This is a genomic window from Bradyrhizobium sp. AZCC 1588 (assembly GCF_036924735.1).
GTDB lineage: Bacteria > Pseudomonadota > Alphaproteobacteria > Rhizobiales > Xanthobacteraceae > Bradyrhizobium.
Genome location: NZ_JAZHSC010000001.1, coordinates 2,579,540 through 2,593,701 on the forward strand (window position 1 = coordinate 2,579,540; position 14,162 = coordinate 2,593,701).

Genomic DNA, 14,162 nt, shown 5'->3' on the forward strand with positions numbered 1-14,162 from the left:
CCCAAGCGACCTCCAACGACCCGGCCGGGATGCCCCCCAGCCGGGTCGCTCTGTTTTTGGCTCCGGATTCCGTGTACGCGGGCCGAAAGAGTCTCACACGGACGTGACGCCGCCTGAAGCGCCGCCGGCGTAACGCCCTGCCCCATCACCGCGAAGTCCATCAAGCACCCGGCAATGTCTCGCCGGGACCGGTGATGGATGCTTTCGATGCTCAATCTCGTACTCGCGCTGCTCGCAGGTGTCGTCACTGTGGCCGCGCCTTGCACGCTGCCGATGCTGCCCATCCTCCTCGGGGCATCGGTCGGCCAGACCGGCAAGGCGCGGCCGGCAATGATCGCGCTCGGCTTTGTGATGTCATTCTCGATGGTGGCATTGCTGCTGGGCGCGATCACGCGCGCCTTCGATTTCGATCCCAATCATCTGCGCAACGCGGCCGCGATTCTTCTTGTCGGCTTTGGATTATTGATGATCTGGCCGGCGCCGTTCGAATGGCTGTCGGTCCGCATCGGCGGCTTCACCGGCGCTACGGCCTCCCGGCAGGGAATGCTCGGCGGCTTCGTGCTCGGCACGACACTCGGCCTGGTCTGGACACCTTGCGCCGGTCCGGTGCTGGGCTCGATCCTGACCGTCATCGCCACATCGAAAGACACCGCCTGGGCCAGCCTGCTGCTGGTCGTCTACGCGATCGGCGCAGGCTTGCCGATGCTCGCGATCGCTTATGGCGGCCAGGCCGTCACCACCCGCGTTCGCAGCGTCGCGCGGATCGCGCCGCGGCTGCAGCAGGGATTCGGCGTCGTCGTCATAGCCTTCGCGCTGCTGTCTTACTTCCAATACGACACGCTGATCGTGGCGTGGCTGACCGGATTTTACCCCAATGGCCAGATCGGCCTCTGATTCCAATGGAGACTGCCATGAACGTACGTCTGCTTGCCGCATCCGCTGCCATCGCTGCAGCTTCTCTCGCGGGTTCAGCGTTACCTGCCTTCAGCGGCGACGCGCCACGCGCGCTAGAAAAGCCGTTCACGGTCGCCGCGACGCAGACCACAGCGCCGGAGTTCGTCGGTCTCGGCGATTGGTTCAACTCAGCGCCGCTGAAACTCGTCGATCTCCGCGGCAAGGTCGTGCTGGTGAATTTCTGGACCTATGGCTGCGTCAACTGCGTCAACACGCTCCCGCATGTCACTGCCCTGTACGCCAAATACAGGGACCGCGGGTTCGTCGTCGTCGGCATCCACACGCCGGAATTTCCGTTCGAGCGGTCTGCGTCCAACGTTCAGGCCGCGCTGAAGCGGCACGGCATCACTTATCCGGTGGCGCAAGATAATGACTCGCGAACCTGGAACGCTTACCGCAACCGCTATTGGCCGGCGCAATATATTGTCGACCAGAACGGAAGGATCGTGTTCCAGCACGACGGCGAGGGCCAGTACCAGCAGATCGACCGCGCGGTCGCCGGGCTCCTGAACGGTGCGAGCTGAGATCAAGCACCTCAGGCTTGTCACGGTACAGCCACGCTATTTGCCGCTTGACGAGACCGCACCGGTCGTGATGCTTGCCGCCGGCGATGGACGCTGCGGCAAACGAGAATGAAGTCAGGCTACGCAAGGGCACGTCGCTCAACGAGCGGCTGGTTCTTGCAGGCATCGCCGTAGTCTTGTGTTTGATGGCCCTGCCCGGCCTCGATTACCTCGCAAACGGCCAATGGCTTGGCATCGCCGCCCTCTTTGCGTTGCTGTTCGGGTGTCTCCTGCTGGGCGCCGCCCTCTTTGATCGCAACGTCGTCTGGATCATTACGCCAGGCGAAATCCTGATCGGCGAACAGCGTCCATTCGGGAAGGTGCGCCCAAGATTGATCCGGGATGACGAAATATCCGGGATGCGTCTCCGAAAGAGCATCGGCAAATCGGTGGAGTTCACCCTCATCATCGAGACCGAATCGGGCGACACGCTCACCGCACCCCCGCTTCCTGATGTGACCCAGGTGCAAAAAACCACCGCGCAGATCGCGCGGCTGCTTCGGTTGCCTGCTCCCGAATCGGCCGAGAACCCATTCGACGCCGCCAATGCCGCGATACGACTGGGCAAGCCGGCTAGTTCCAAACGTGTCCGGGCGTACAGGGCTCTTCTCGTGCTGCTGGCCTGCTCGTTGAGCCTTCCATTCATCTATGCGCTCTGGAGCGGCAAATTGTCTGCCCTAGGGATCGCAGTTTGGTTGCTCGGCGCGATCATCGCCTTCTTGCTGATCAGACATATCTATCGGGCCACTGCGTTCTGGATTGTCCGCGATGGCGCCATCAGATTTGAACGCCTGTCGTTGAAGGGTACGATAGAGACGGATACCGTCGCCGGTGACGATGTCGAGCGCATCGACGTCGAAAGCGGCGGCCGGAGGGGCAGCCAGTACGTCATCGCGGTCCGGCTCCGCACGGGCAAGAAGATCCGCAGTCCGGTGCTGGTCGGCAAGGACCAGACCCGCGCGGTGCGGGCCGAAATCAGCAGGCGGCTCGGATTGAATTCATCGCGTAGCGGATAGGCTTGCACGCCTGTTCCGCGCGGCACGCAGGTACAATCGTCGCATCGGGCGTGGTAGGGTACACGCCTGGTTCGGACGCAATTTCGAAAACTCTAGTTCCGTTTTTGAAAGATATCGCGCCCGGTGGAATTGCGACAGGTGGTGCCGATGTTCGAAGGCTGGGATGCGGTCGTATTGGCCCGGGCGCAATTTGCTTTCACGATGTCGTTCCACATCATATTTCCCGCCTTCTCGATCGGGCTCGCCAGCTATCTCGCCGTGCTCGAAGCGCTGTGGCTCGCGACCGGGCGCGAGGTCTACATCAACCTGTTCAATTACTGGCTGAAGATTTTCGCCGTCGCCTTCGCGATGGGCGTGGTGTCGGGCATCGTGATGTCCTACCAGTTCGGCACCAACTGGTCGGCCTTTTCCGACAAGACCGGCCCGGTGATCGGGCCGTTGATGGCCTATGAGGTGCTCACCGCATTCTTCCTCGAGGCGGGCTTCCTCGGTGTGATGCTGTTCGGCCTGAACCGAGTCGGCCCAAAGCTGCATTTTCTGGCGACGCTGATGGTCGCGGTCGGCACGCTGATTTCGGCGTTCTGGATTCTGTCGGCCAATTCCTGGATGCAGACGCCGACCGGCCACACCGTCAACGAGGCCGGTCAGTTTATCGCCGCCGACTGGCTGAAAGTGATCTTCAATCCGTCGTTCCCATACCGTCTCGTGCACATGGTGCTGGCGGCATATCTGACCACCGCGCTGGTGGTCGGTGCGGTCGGCGCATGGCATCTCCTGCGAGACCGCCACCTCGCCGGTCCGCGCGTGATGTTCTCGATGGCGATGTGGATGGCGACGCTGGTGGCACCGATTCAGATCATCGCCGGCGATCAGCACGGACTCAACACGCTGGAGCACCAGCCGGTGAAGATCATGGCGATGGAAGGCCACTTCGAGAGCCACAAGCACGGCGCGCCCCTGATCCTGTTCGGCTTGCCCAATCAGAGCGCCGGCAGGGTCGACTACGCGGTCGAAGTGCCGAAGCTCGGTTCGCTGATTCTCAAACACTCGACGGATGCGCCGATGGCCGGCCTCGACACGGTCCCGCGCGAAAACTGGCCGCCGGTGGCGATCACGTTCTGGTCGTTCCGGATCATGGTCGGCATGGGATTGCTCATGCTGGCGCTCGGCCTGTTCAGCCTGTTGATGCGTGTTCAGGGCAAGCTCTACGATTCCCGGCTGTTGCACATGTTCGCGGTCGCAATGGCTCCCGCGGGCTTCATCGCCGTGCTCGCAGGCTGGATCACCACCGAAGTCGGCCGCCAGCCGTTCACGGTCTATGGATTGCTGCGCACGGTTGAATCCGCCTCGCCGCTGGCAGCACCAGCCGTCGCCTCCTCGCTGATCGCCTTCATCATCGTTTATTTCGCGGTGTTCGCGGCCGGCGTGATCTACCTGCTGCGCCTGATGGCAGCGCCGCCGCATCCGGGCGAAGAGGGACCGTCGTCGCACGAGGCGCCGATCCGCACCGCCGGCATCACGCCGGCTGCCCAGGGGGTCAGCTCATGAACATCGCGGTCGACCTCGCCACCGTCTGGGCCTTCATCATCGCCTTTGCCGTGTTCGTCTATGTCGTGATGGACGGCTTCGATCTCGGGCTTGGCATTCTGTTTCCGCTGTTTCCGGAGAAGCGCGACCGCGACGTCATCATGAACAGCGTCGCCCCGGTGTGGGACGGCAACGAAACCTGGCTGGTGCTCGGCGGTGGCGGCCTGATGGCGGCCTTCCCGCTCGCCTATGCCGTGCTGATGCCGGCGCTGTACACGCCGATGATTGCGATGCTGCTCGGCCTCGTGTTCCGCGGCGTCGCCTTCGAATTCCGTTGGCGCACGACGCGCGCGCGCAACCGATGGGATATCGCCTTTTTCGGCGGGTCGTTGCTGGCGACGCTGGCACAGGGCATCGCGCTCGGCGCCATCCTGCAGGGCGTGCATGTCGAGGGGCGGCACTATGCCGGCGGCTGGTGGGACTGGCTGACGCCGTTCAGCATGCTGACCGGCGTATCGCTGGTGATCGGCTATTCGCTGCTCGGCGCAACGTGGCTGGTCATGAAGACGGAAGGCGAGTTGCGCGACCGCGCCTATCACCTGAGCTGGGTCCTGTTGCTCGCGATGCTCGGGGCCATCGCCGCGGTCAGCATCGCGACGCCGTTCCTCCATATACAGTACACCGAGCGCTGGTTCGCCTGGCCGAACGTCCTCATGACGGCACAGGTACCGATTTCGGTTGCTGTAGTCACCGCCCTGTTGCTGCGCAGTCTTGCTAACAAATACGACTACCAGCCGTTCTTCCTGACGCTGGCGCTGTTTACGCTGTCCTATGCCGGCCTCGGCATCAGCATGTATCCCTATATCGTGCCGCAGAGCATCACGATCTGGCAGGCGGCGGCACCGGAAAACAGCCAGCTCTTCATGCTGGTCGGCGTCGCCGGTCTGATCCCGCTGATCCTCGGCTATACCGCCTGGGCCTATTGGGTGTTCCGCGGCAAGGTCAAACCCGAGAGTGGATACCATTGAAGCCCAACAAGCCGGCCCCTCGCCCTCTGATGCAGCGCCTGCTGTGGTTTGCCGCGCTCTGGCTCGGCGGCGTCGGCACCGTCGCGCTGATTTCGTTTTGCCTGCGGCTGTGGATCGCGCCGAAATAAGGCAGGCGGGATATCCCATGAATTTGGTGGACGACGAAAATGGACGACATTTCAGTCACGTATCCGCCGCATTCGCCCTAAACTTGCCATCAAGCCAGCCCTGAGATTTGATGGTTCCGCTGATTTGCCAAAGCGCCAACCATTTGGCCGCCGCGCCAACAAGGAGAATTTCTGCGATGACAAAATTTCGGCACCTGATCTGGATGGTGATCGCCGCCGGCGGTCTGATCCTTTCAGCCTCTCAGAGCCAGGCGCAGTTGCGGCAACCCGACGTCGGCGACCAGCCCGGCGTGCTTCCCGACGAATCCGTCGAGCTCGATCCGCAGTTCAGGAAGACCGCGGTGCTCTATCGCACCAACGAAGCGCCGGGCACCATCATCGTCGTCACCGCCGAGCGCCACCTCTACCTGATCCAGGGCAACGGCCGCGCGCTGCGCTACGGCATCGGTGTCGGCCGCGAAGGATTTCAATGGCAGGGACTGGTGAACATTACCCGCAAGGCCGAGTGGCCGGACTGGACGCCGCCGCCCGAGATGATCGCGCGCCAGCCCTATCTGCCGCGTTTCATGGCTGGCGGCCCCGGCAACCCGCTCGGTGCGCGCGCGATGTATCTCGGCACCACCGTCTACCGTATCCACGGCACCAACCGGCCCGACACCATCGGCACCGCCGTCTCCTCCGGCTGCTTCCGGCTGGTCAACGCCGACGTCACCGATCTCTATGAGCGCGTGCCTGTCGGCACCAAGGTGATTATCCGGCAGAAGCCGGAGCTCTAATCCCGCCGCTGTCTGTTCAGACGGTCCATTCTCCTGAAATCGTGAGTTAGAAAATGCTACGGACATTTCGAGGCGGCCTGCTCATCGGGCTGGCGGTCGCAATCGCGGTCGCGGCCGCTGCAATCACCTATGAACGTTACGACACCAAGACGCTGAAGCGGACCATCCGCCGCGGCGAAGTGCTGTGCGGCGTCAACAAGGGCCTGCCCGGATTCTCGATCCCCGACGACAAGGGCGACTGGACCGGCTTCGACGTCGATTTCTGTCGCGCGGTTGCCTCGGCGATCTTCGATGATCCCAAGAAGGCGAAATTCGTGGCGCTGGATGCCAACGAGCGCTTCAAGGAGTTGCAGAGCCGCAAGGTCGACATCCTCTCGCGCAACACGACCTGGAGCATGTCCCGCGAGAGCAACTACGCCCTCTATTTCCCGGCGGTCGCCTATTATGACGGCCAGGGTTTCATGCTGCCGCGCTCGCGCAACATCGATTCCGCGCTGGACCTCAACAACAGCAAGGTTTGCGTGCAGGAAGGGACGACGACGGTGCTCAATGTCGCCGACCATTTCCGCGCCAACAATATGAAATATACCGAGGTCAAGTTTCCCAAGCTGGAAGACGTGCTCAAGGCCTATGAGGGCGGCAAGTGCGACACCTTCACCGCCGACGTCTCTCAGCTCTACGCGCTCCGCTTGAACCTGATCCAGCCGAGCGATCACGTCATCCTGCCCGACGTGATTTCCAAGGAGCCGCTCGCGCCCGTGGTGCGCCAGCGCGACGACGACTGGATGATGCTCGTGAAGTGGACGCTGTATGCGATGATCAACGCCGAGGAACTCGGCATCACCTCGAAGAACATCGACGAGGCGCTGAAGTCGAAGAAGCCCGACGTGATGCGACTGGTTGGCACCGAAGGCGCCTATGGCGAAGATCTCGGCCTGCCCAAGGACTGGGCCGCCCGCATCATCCGCCATGTCGGCAATTACGGCGAGGTCTACGAACGCAACGTCGGCGAAGGATCGAAGCTGAAGATCCCGCGCGGCCTGAATTCGCTGTGGAGCAACGGCGGGATTCAGTACGCACCACCGATTAGGTAGGTCTCTCTCCGCGTCATTCCGGGATGCGCCGACAGGCGCAGGCCCGGAATCCATCGTGCCGCAGTCGCCGTGGAGAAATGGATTCCGGGCTCGCGCTTTGCGCGCCCCGGAATGACAGCGGCTAGTAGTTCTTCATCCGCGCCAACTGATCGGCGTGGTAATTGCTGTCGCCGAACAATTCCTGGCAGACGCGGGCGCGCTTCATGAAGAAGCCGATATCGAACTGGTCGGTCATGCCCATGCCGCCGTGCATCTGCACGCCCTCTTGTACCGCCAGCGTCGCCGTGGTGCCGGCGCGTGCCTTGGCGACCGCGACCGCCGCGCCGGCGTGCTCGAAATCGCCGTCGAGGGTCTGCAGCGCCTTCAGCACGGCCGCGCGGGTGATCTCGATATCAATATAGAGCTGGGAGGCGCGGTGCTGCAGCGCCTGGAATTCGCCGATCAATTTGCCGAACTGCTTGCGCTCCTTCAGATACGTGACAGTGCGGCCGAACACCTCCTCGCTCAAGCCCACCATTTCGGAAGCTACCGCGCCGCGGCCGATATTGAGCACGCCCTCCAATAACGCGCCGCCCTGATCGACCTCGCCGAGCACCTGATCGGCATTGACCTCGACATTGCTGAATTCGATCCGCGCAGCGTTATGTGCGTCGACCATCACCGTGCGTTCGATCGCAATGCCCTTGGCCTTGGGATCGACCAGAAACAGCGTCAACCCATCGCGTTCGCCGGCCGCGCCGCCAGTGCGCGCCGCGACGATCAGGAGATCGGCCGTGTGGCCGTCGACCACCAACGCCTTGGCACCGTTCAGCTTGAAGCCGTTGCCGGAGCGCACCGCCTGCAAATTGATCTGCAGCGGGCGATGTTTTGCGCCTTCATCGATCGCGAGCGCCGCCAGCAGCGATCCGTCCGCAATCTTCGGCAGATGTGCGGACTTTTGCGCGTCACTTCCACTGCGCGACAGTGCCGACGCCGCCAGCACCGCAGTCGACAGGAACGGCGACGGCATCAGGGTGCGGCCGATTTCCTCCATCACGATGCCGGCCTCGACGCAGCCGAGCCCGCTGCCGCCAAAATTTTCGGGCACCAGCAGGCCGGAAAAGCCCATCTCGGCAAACACCTTCCAGAGCTCGCGGGAAAAGCCCGTTTCGTCCTTGCTGTCGCGCAAGCTGCGCAGATGCGACACCGGCGCCTTGTCGCTGATGAGGCCGCGCGCGCTGTCGCGCAGCATGGATTGTTCTTCGGTGAGGACGAGGGGCATGGAGGTAATTCCGGGTTTAAAAATAACGCGTGACTTTTGAGGCGTCATTCCGGGGCGATGCGAAAGCACCGAACCCGGAATCTCGAGGTTCCGGGTTCACGCTTCGCGTGCCCCGGAACGACCGAGAGAAACTCACGCCCCCGGCAGATCGAGGATGCGCTTGGCGACGATGCCGAGCATCACCTCGCTGGTGCCGCCCTCGATCGAGTTGGCCTTGGTGCGCAGCCAGGCGCGCGGACGGGCGCCGCCTTTCGAGCGCTCGCTTTCCCATTCCAGCGCGTCGATGCCACCGGCCGACATCAGGATCTCGTGGCGGCGCTTGTTGAGCTCGGTGCCGTAATACTTCATCGCCGAGGAGAACGCCGGATGCGATTGCCCGGCTTTCGCGAGATCAACGGCGCGCTCAGCCACGGCCGCAAACGCCGCCTCGTCGATATCGAACGCCGCAATCTGGCCGCGCAGCACGGCATCGTCGAGCCGGCCGGAATCATCGCTGCCGACGGAGTCGGCTGCGACCTGTCCGAGCGGACGGCCGATACCGCGCTCTCCAGTGCCCGAGATCATCGCGCGCTCATGCTGCAGCAGATATTTTGCAACATCCCAGCCGCGGTTGACCTGGCCGACCACATGCGATTTCGGCACCCGCACATTGTCGAAGAAGGTTTCGCAGAACGGCGAATAACCGGAGATCAGAAGAATGGGCTTGGTCGACACGCCCTTCGAGGCCATGTCGAACAGGATGAAGCTGATGCCGTCATGCTTCTTCGCGGTGGGATCGGTACGCACCAGGCAGAAAATCCAGTCGGCGTAGTTCGCATACGACGTCCAGATCTTCTGGCCGTTGATGATGTAGTCGTCGCCGTCGCTATCGGCGCGGGTTTGCAGCGAGGCGAGGTCCGATCCGGCGTTCGGCTCGGAATAGCCCTGGCACCAGCGGATCAGTCCCGCGGCGATGTCAGGCAGGTGCTCTTTCTTCTGCGCCTTGGTGCCGTACTTCAACAGCGCCGGCCCAAGCATCCAGATGCCGAAGCTCGAAAGCGGCGAGCGCACGCCCATCGCCGCCATTTCTTCACGCAGCACCTTGTGCTCGGCGGGCTCCAGCCCTCCGCCACCATATTCCTTCGGCCAATCCGGCACGGTCCAGCCCTTGTCGCGCATCCGCTCAAACCAGACGCGCTGCGGCTCGGAGGAGAATTTGGCGTTGCGACCGCCCCAGTAGGTATCGCTTTCGGAGGTCATCGGCCGTCGCATTTCCGGCGGGCAATTGGCCTCCAGCCAGGCGCGGGTTTCACGGCGGAATGTTTCCAGGTCGGACATATCAGGCGCTTCCATGTGGGAATGTTTGGAAGTGACCTTAGCCCTCGCGTTGCGGAATTCAATATATGTCTGACATCAGCCCATGCCGCTCTGGCGGTGGTCACGATGCCCGATCGGGTGTATGCGCTAGACGATAACAATTGAAAAACAAGGGGAAACAGGCATGCGGCTGAAGTTGCTTTCGCCAGGCGAAATGAGCGCCGCGCAAAAAGAAACCTATGACGAGGCCATCGCCGGCAAGCGCGGCGCCCCGCCGGCACCGATGATGGCCTGGCTCAACAGCCCGGAGATGGCGCGGCACGCCACGCGGCTCGGCGAGCAGCTTCGTTTCAACACGATGTTTCCCGCAAAACTTTCCGAGATCGCGATCCTCGTCACTGCGCGGCACTGGACGTCGCATTACGAATGGTATGCGCACAAGCGCCTGGCGCTGAAGGGCGGCATGGATCCGAAAATCATCGAGGACATCCGCGACCGCCGCACGCCCGTCTTCGATGATCCCAAGGGCCGGATGATCTATGATCTCGCCAAATCGCTGCATGAGGGCCACGGCGTGTCGCAAGCGCTGTATGACGAAGCGGTAAAAGTGCTCACCGAACGCGGGATTGTCGAGGTGATCGGGCTGTGCGGCTATTACACGATGGTGTCGATGACGCTGAACACGTTTGAGTTCGGGCTGCCGGACGGCGAGGTATCGGATCTTGTGTGACGAGAATCCGCGCCTACGTGTCCCGGACGCAGTGCAGCGCTTCTTCAGCGGTGCACTGCAGAGCCGGGACCCATGCGGGCGTGCGCCATAGGCCCCGGCTTAGCAGCGCACCGCTTCGCGCTGCGCAGCATCCGGGGCACGTCACCTTCCGAATGGAGACAACACATGCCCCAATCCCCACCCATCGTCGCCGGCACGCGGATCGGGCATGTCCATCTCAAGGTCGCCGATCTCGAACGGGCGCTCGGCTTTTATTGCGGCGTGCTCGGCTTTGAGGTGATGCAGCGGATGGGTTCTGGCGCGGCATTCATTTCGGCCGGCGGTTATCACCATCACATCGGCCTCAACACCTGGGAAAGCAAGGGCGGCCATCCGCCGCCGCCAGGCACCACCGGCCTGTTTCACACCGCCATTCTCTATCCCACCCGCCCGGCGCTGGCGGATGCGCTGTATCGTGTGATCCAGGCCGGCATCGAGCTCGACGGCGCCAGCGACCATGGCGTCAGCGAGGCGCTCTATTTGCGCGATCCCGATCAGAACGGCGTCGAACTCTATCGCGACCGGCCGAAAGAAGAATGGCCCCACGCGCCCGACGGATCGCTCGCGATGTTCACCAAGCGGCTGGATCTGGAGGATTTGCTGCGGCAGCGGGAAAGCTGACCCTCATGGTGAGGAGGCGCGCCAGCGCCGTCTCGAACCACGAGGCCCGCGGCCCATCCTTCGAGACGCAGCCTGGCGGCAGTTCCTCAGGATGAGGTGTTTGCGCGGCTACCACGGATCATGATCAACACTGCGGCCGTCAACTCCACGCCGATGCACCCGTAGAACGGCAGCGCGTAGCTGCCGGACAGATCCCGCAACAATCCCACTACGCCGGGACCGAACGCATACGTGATCTGGTTGATCGCCGTGATCAAACTGACCAGCACGCCGAATGAACGCGGATCGAATTCGCGCTGCACGATCAGCGCCGGCAATGTGATGAGATTGCCGACGGAAAAGCCGAACAGCGCGCAGGCTGCGATCAGCACGTAATCGTTATGCACATTGATGACAATGAGCAACGCCACCGCCTGGCTGACAAAGGACAGCGAGGACGCCAGCCGCTGGTTCATCCGGTCGATCACGAAGGAAAACAGCACACGGCCGACCACCGCCATCGCCGTCAACAGCGCCACCGCAATCGCCGCGCGCTGCCGGCCGATCACGGAATCCAGAAATGCGATCAGGTGGACGATGAAGCCGACCTGCGCGAACAGCACCAGTGCGAACGCCGACGACACCGAGAGAAAGCCGATGTCGCGAAAGGCACGTGCGCGAATTTGCGTCGGCGACGGCGCGTCGGCAGCCTCTAACCCGCCCGCACTCAGGTGAAGCGGGGGGCGCCCGACCAAGAGCAGGATCACCGGCACCATCAACGCAACCAATACGACGGCCGACGCCATCATAGCGCCAGGGAAACCAAAATAGCCGATCGCGGTCACCAGCAGCGGCACGCCGACGATGCCGCCAAAGCTCGCGCCGTTCAGCGCCAGGCTAATCGCCATGCCGCGCTTGTTGTCGAACCACAGCCCCAGCGTGTTGGTGATGATGCCAAGGCTGGTGCCGGCCCAGCCGAACGCCAGCACGGCGTTCGCAAGGTAAAGCTGCCAGGGTTCGCGCACCTGACCGATCGAGATCGCGGCCGCGGCCATCGCGAATGTCCCCGCGATCAGGCAACTGCGCGGACCGAACGCTTTGATCGCCTCGCTGACGAAGGCGACCAGCAGCGCGCCGAACAGATAGAAGAACGTGGTGCCGGACGAAATCAGCGACGCCGGCCAGCCGTGCAGCCGCTGCAGCTCGGCGACATAGACGCTCTGGCCGTAGAAGCCGAGCCCCCAGCCGAAGGTTGCCAGCAGGAAGCACACGACGACGATGCGCCAGCCGTCGTAGCGGATCGAGGTCTCGTCGATGGTGGCGTAGTTGCGAGCGTCCAACGTCGTTTGCTTCTCTTTGCTATTTCTCACATCGTCATGCCCGGGCTTGCCCCGGGCATCCACGTCCTTCCTGCGGCGGTCAAAGACGTGGATGGCCGGGACAAGCCCGGCCATGACGGAGAAGGTTAGCAGACCCGCAAGCCAATTGCTTCGGTGCCGGCCGAACTGTCAGCACGTGGCAGCTAGGCCGGCTTCGACGGATCGTAGAAGAATCGTTCGCGCCAAACCTTGTCGCCGCGCCATTCCTGCAGCGCGACTTCGTCGAACCGCCCGGTCTTGCCTGAATGAAAGACAAAGTCGAAAATCCAGTGGATCGCGACATGGTCGCCCTCGACGATCGAGGTCACGCAGGTCGAGGTCACGCTTTTGACCCGCTCCAACACCGCGCGCTCATGCGCCACGAGTACGTCGCGGCCGACCCGTGGCGGAGCGGCGTTCTCCTGCATGCTGGCGTCCTCGGTGTAGAAGCGCTCGATCGCGCCGGCGTGATCGCCGGAGACGACGGCGGCGATGAACTCATCGAGACGGGCGCGCGACGGCATGGGACCTCCGGCAATTAGACACTCGGACCTGGAATCTCGTCGACCGCCTGCAGCTTCGCGCGACGCTTTGCAAATGACGCAAACGACAGCACTGCAAGGCCGAGCAGCACCGGCGGGAACACCACCATGTTTACCATCGACCAGCCGTAATGCGCCAGCAACTGACCGGACGAAAAAGACCCCAGCGCCATCATCCCGAAGATCAGGAAATCGTTGAACGCCTGCACCTTGTTGCGCTCCTGCGGCCGGTGCGTCTCCAGTACCAATGCCGAGGCGCCGATGAAGGCGAAATTCCAGCCGACGCCGAGCACGATCAGTGTCGCCCAGAAATGCAGCGCGGTGATGCCGGAAAGGCCGATCGCGGCAGCGGCGGCTTCCAGGGTCAGGCCAAGTGCCACGATTGTCGGTGCGCCGAAACGCGCGATCAGCGTTCCCGTGAAGAAGCTCGGGCCATACATCGCCACGATGTGCCACTGGATGCCGAAATTGGAATCGCTCACCGTGAGCCCGCACATCTTCATGGCGAGCGGCGCAGAAGTCATGACGAGATTCATCATGGGGTAGGCAATCACACCGCACAGCGCCGCGGCAATGAAGCGCGGTTGCCGTGCAATCTCGAACAGCGGCCGCCCGCCATGCATGTCCGACGGTGCCGGCTTCGGCGCGTCGACGCCCCACAGCACCGCCGTCGCCACCAGCGCGACGAACGCCTGCACCACGAAGCTGAACGCAAACAGATAAGGCGGCCAGATATCCATGGTCCACTGCACGAGCTGCGGACCGAGCACGCCGGCGAACACGCCGCCGGCCATTACCCAGGACACGGCTTTCGGCCGGAACGCTGTGCTGGCGCCGTCAGCGGCGGCAAAACGATAGGACTGTGCGACTGCGCCGTAGAGGCCGCCGAGGAAAGTCGCGAAGCAGAACAGCCAGAACGAGGCGTAGAGAACGGCGGCGGCGGCGAGCGCACCGGTGAGGATTCCGCAGAAGGTGCCAATGATGAACGCGACACGGCGGCCATAGGCGCGCGAGATCGCACCTGTCGGCAGCGTGCCGGCGGCGAGCCCCAGCACGTACATCGACAGCGGGACGGTGGCGAGCGATATGGTCGGCGCCAGCGTCGCGCCGACGATCGAGCCGGTGGCGAAAATCACCGCCGAATTGGCGCCGGTCAGCGCCTGCGCCGCGGCGAGCCGCAGCACGTTGGCGCGCGCGCGGGCGTCGTTCGATATCTCTTCGGTGGCTGTCGTATCCAGCATCGGCATTCC

The 14,162-nt window shown here is 63.1% G+C and carries 15 protein-coding genes; 10 read left to right on the top strand and 5 right to left on the bottom strand.

What is annotated here, in order from left to right; translation table 11 throughout:
- The first annotated feature begins 207 nt into the window (after positions 1–207).
- From V1277_RS12080 to V1277_RS12115, 8 genes are all read left to right on the top strand, one after another.
- Entirely contained in the window at positions 208–894 is a 687-nt protein-coding gene (locus V1277_RS12080) for a cytochrome c biogenesis CcdA family protein (RefSeq protein WP_334416336.1), read from the top strand.
- A 17-nt stretch (positions 895–911) separates the two neighbouring features.
- Entirely contained in the window at positions 912–1,478 is a 567-nt protein-coding gene (locus V1277_RS12085; RefSeq protein ID WP_334416337.1) for a thioredoxin family protein, read from the top strand.
- 86 nt (positions 1,479–1,564) lie between these two features.
- Positions 1,565–2,533, top strand: a complete 969-nt coding sequence (locus tag V1277_RS12090; protein WP_334416338.1) for a hypothetical protein — start codon at positions 1,565–1,567, stop codon at positions 2,531–2,533.
- Between the two features lie 147 nt (positions 2,534–2,680).
- Complete coding sequence (locus V1277_RS12095; RefSeq protein ID WP_334420348.1) at positions 2,681–4,081, top strand: cytochrome ubiquinol oxidase subunit I; 1,401 nt, start codon at positions 2,681–2,683, stop codon at positions 4,079–4,081.
- A complete protein-coding gene (gene cydB / locus V1277_RS12100; RefSeq protein ID WP_334416339.1) occupies positions 4,078–5,088 on the top strand; it encodes a cytochrome d ubiquinol oxidase subunit II in 1,011 nt (336 codons plus the stop codon). Before V1277_RS12095 ends, cydB begins: the two co-directional genes overlap by 4 nt.
- A 29-nt stretch (positions 5,089–5,117) precedes the next feature.
- Complete coding sequence (locus tag V1277_RS12105; RefSeq protein ID WP_197427214.1) at positions 5,118–5,216, top strand: DUF2474 domain-containing protein; 99 nt, start codon at positions 5,118–5,120, stop codon at positions 5,214–5,216.
- A 176-nt stretch (positions 5,217–5,392) separates the two neighbouring features.
- On the top strand, positions 5,393–5,992 hold the full coding sequence (locus V1277_RS12110; protein WP_334416341.1) for a L,D-transpeptidase: 600 nt from the start codon (positions 5,393–5,395) through the stop codon (positions 5,990–5,992).
- A gap of 53 nt (positions 5,993–6,045) precedes the next feature.
- Positions 6,046–7,086: an amino acid ABC transporter substrate-binding protein gene (locus V1277_RS12115; protein WP_334372253.1), complete on the top strand. Its 1,041-nt coding sequence runs from the start codon at positions 6,046–6,048 to the stop codon at positions 7,084–7,086.
- A 121-nt stretch (positions 7,087–7,207) separates the two neighbouring features.
- Here V1277_RS12115 and V1277_RS12120 read toward each other — a convergent pair whose 3' ends face one another.
- Positions 7,208–8,347 (bottom strand): acyl-CoA dehydrogenase family protein, encoded by a 1,140-nt coding sequence (locus V1277_RS12120; RefSeq protein ID WP_334416342.1) that lies wholly within the window; start codon positions 8,345–8,347, stop codon positions 7,208–7,210.
- A gap of 132 nt (positions 8,348–8,479) precedes the next feature.
- Positions 8,480–9,664, bottom strand: coding sequence for an acyl-CoA dehydrogenase family protein (locus V1277_RS12125; protein WP_334416343.1), 1,185 nt, complete (start codon positions 9,662–9,664; stop codon positions 8,480–8,482).
- Between the two features lie 163 nt (positions 9,665–9,827).
- On the opposite strand from V1277_RS12125, the gene V1277_RS12130 reads away from it, so the two are divergent.
- Complete coding sequence (locus tag V1277_RS12130; protein ID WP_334416344.1) at positions 9,828–10,373, top strand: carboxymuconolactone decarboxylase family protein; 546 nt, start codon at positions 9,828–9,830, stop codon at positions 10,371–10,373.
- A gap of 165 nt (positions 10,374–10,538) precedes the next feature.
- Positions 10,539–11,033: a VOC family protein gene (locus V1277_RS12135; protein ID WP_334416345.1), complete on the top strand. Its 495-nt coding sequence runs from the start codon at positions 10,539–10,541 to the stop codon at positions 11,031–11,033.
- An 86-nt stretch (positions 11,034–11,119) separates the two neighbouring features.
- Here V1277_RS12135 and V1277_RS12140 read toward each other — a convergent pair whose 3' ends face one another.
- From V1277_RS12140 to V1277_RS12150, 3 genes are all read right to left on the bottom strand, one after another.
- The gene (locus tag V1277_RS12140) at positions 11,120–12,352 is read right to left on the bottom strand and encodes an MFS transporter (RefSeq protein WP_334416346.1); all 1,233 of its coding nucleotides are present in this window, start codon (positions 12,350–12,352) and stop codon (positions 11,120–11,122) included.
- Positions 12,353–12,534: 182 nt separating this feature from the next.
- A complete protein-coding gene (locus V1277_RS12145; protein ID WP_334416347.1) occupies positions 12,535–12,894 on the bottom strand; it encodes a nuclear transport factor 2 family protein in 360 nt (119 codons plus the stop codon).
- Between the two features lie 14 nt (positions 12,895–12,908).
- Positions 12,909–14,153, bottom strand: coding sequence for an MFS transporter (locus V1277_RS12150; protein WP_334416348.1), 1,245 nt, complete (start codon positions 14,151–14,153; stop codon positions 12,909–12,911).
- Between the last annotated feature and the right edge of the window lie 9 nt (positions 14,154–14,162).

What these genes read in the sequence shown, in the direction of transcription:
- V1277_RS12085 (WP_334416337.1), top strand. Translation starts at nt 912, where the DNA reads ATGAACGTACGTCTGCTTGCCGCATCCGCTGCCATCGCTGCAGCTTCT.
- V1277_RS12105 (WP_197427214.1), top strand. Translation starts at nt 5,118, where the DNA reads ATGCAGCGCCTGCTGTGGTTTGCCGCGCTCTGGCTCGGCGGCGTCGGC.
- V1277_RS12130 (WP_334416344.1), top strand. Translation starts at nt 9,828, where the DNA reads ATGCGGCTGAAGTTGCTTTCGCCAGGCGAAATGAGCGCCGCGCAAAAA.
- V1277_RS12090 (WP_334416338.1), top strand. Translation starts at nt 1,565, where the DNA reads ATGGACGCTGCGGCAAACGAGAATGAAGTCAGGCTACGCAAGGGCACG.
- V1277_RS12145 (WP_334416347.1), bottom strand. Translation starts at nt 12,894, where the DNA reads ATGCCGTCGCGCGCCCGTCTCGATGAGTTCATCGCCGCCGTCGTCTCC.
- V1277_RS12110 (WP_334416341.1), top strand. Translation starts at nt 5,393, where the DNA reads ATGACAAAATTTCGGCACCTGATCTGGATGGTGATCGCCGCCGGCGGT.
- V1277_RS12095 (WP_334420348.1), top strand. Translation starts at nt 2,681, where the DNA reads ATGTTCGAAGGCTGGGATGCGGTCGTATTGGCCCGGGCGCAATTTGCT.
- V1277_RS12150 (WP_334416348.1), bottom strand. Translation starts at nt 14,153, where the DNA reads ATGCTGGATACGACAGCCACCGAAGAGATATCGAACGACGCCCGCGCG.
- V1277_RS12135 (WP_334416345.1), top strand. Translation starts at nt 10,539, where the DNA reads ATGCCCCAATCCCCACCCATCGTCGCCGGCACGCGGATCGGGCATGTC.
- V1277_RS12120 (WP_334416342.1), bottom strand. Translation starts at nt 8,347, where the DNA reads ATGCCCCTCGTCCTCACCGAAGAACAATCCATGCTGCGCGACAGCGCG.
- cydB (WP_334416339.1), top strand. Translation starts at nt 4,078, where the DNA reads ATGAACATCGCGGTCGACCTCGCCACCGTCTGGGCCTTCATCATCGCC.
- V1277_RS12080 (WP_334416336.1), top strand. Translation starts at nt 208, where the DNA reads ATGCTCAATCTCGTACTCGCGCTGCTCGCAGGTGTCGTCACTGTGGCC.
- V1277_RS12115 (WP_334372253.1), top strand. Translation starts at nt 6,046, where the DNA reads ATGCTACGGACATTTCGAGGCGGCCTGCTCATCGGGCTGGCGGTCGCA.
- V1277_RS12125 (WP_334416343.1), bottom strand. Translation starts at nt 9,664, where the DNA reads ATGTCCGACCTGGAAACATTCCGCCGTGAAACCCGCGCCTGGCTGGAG.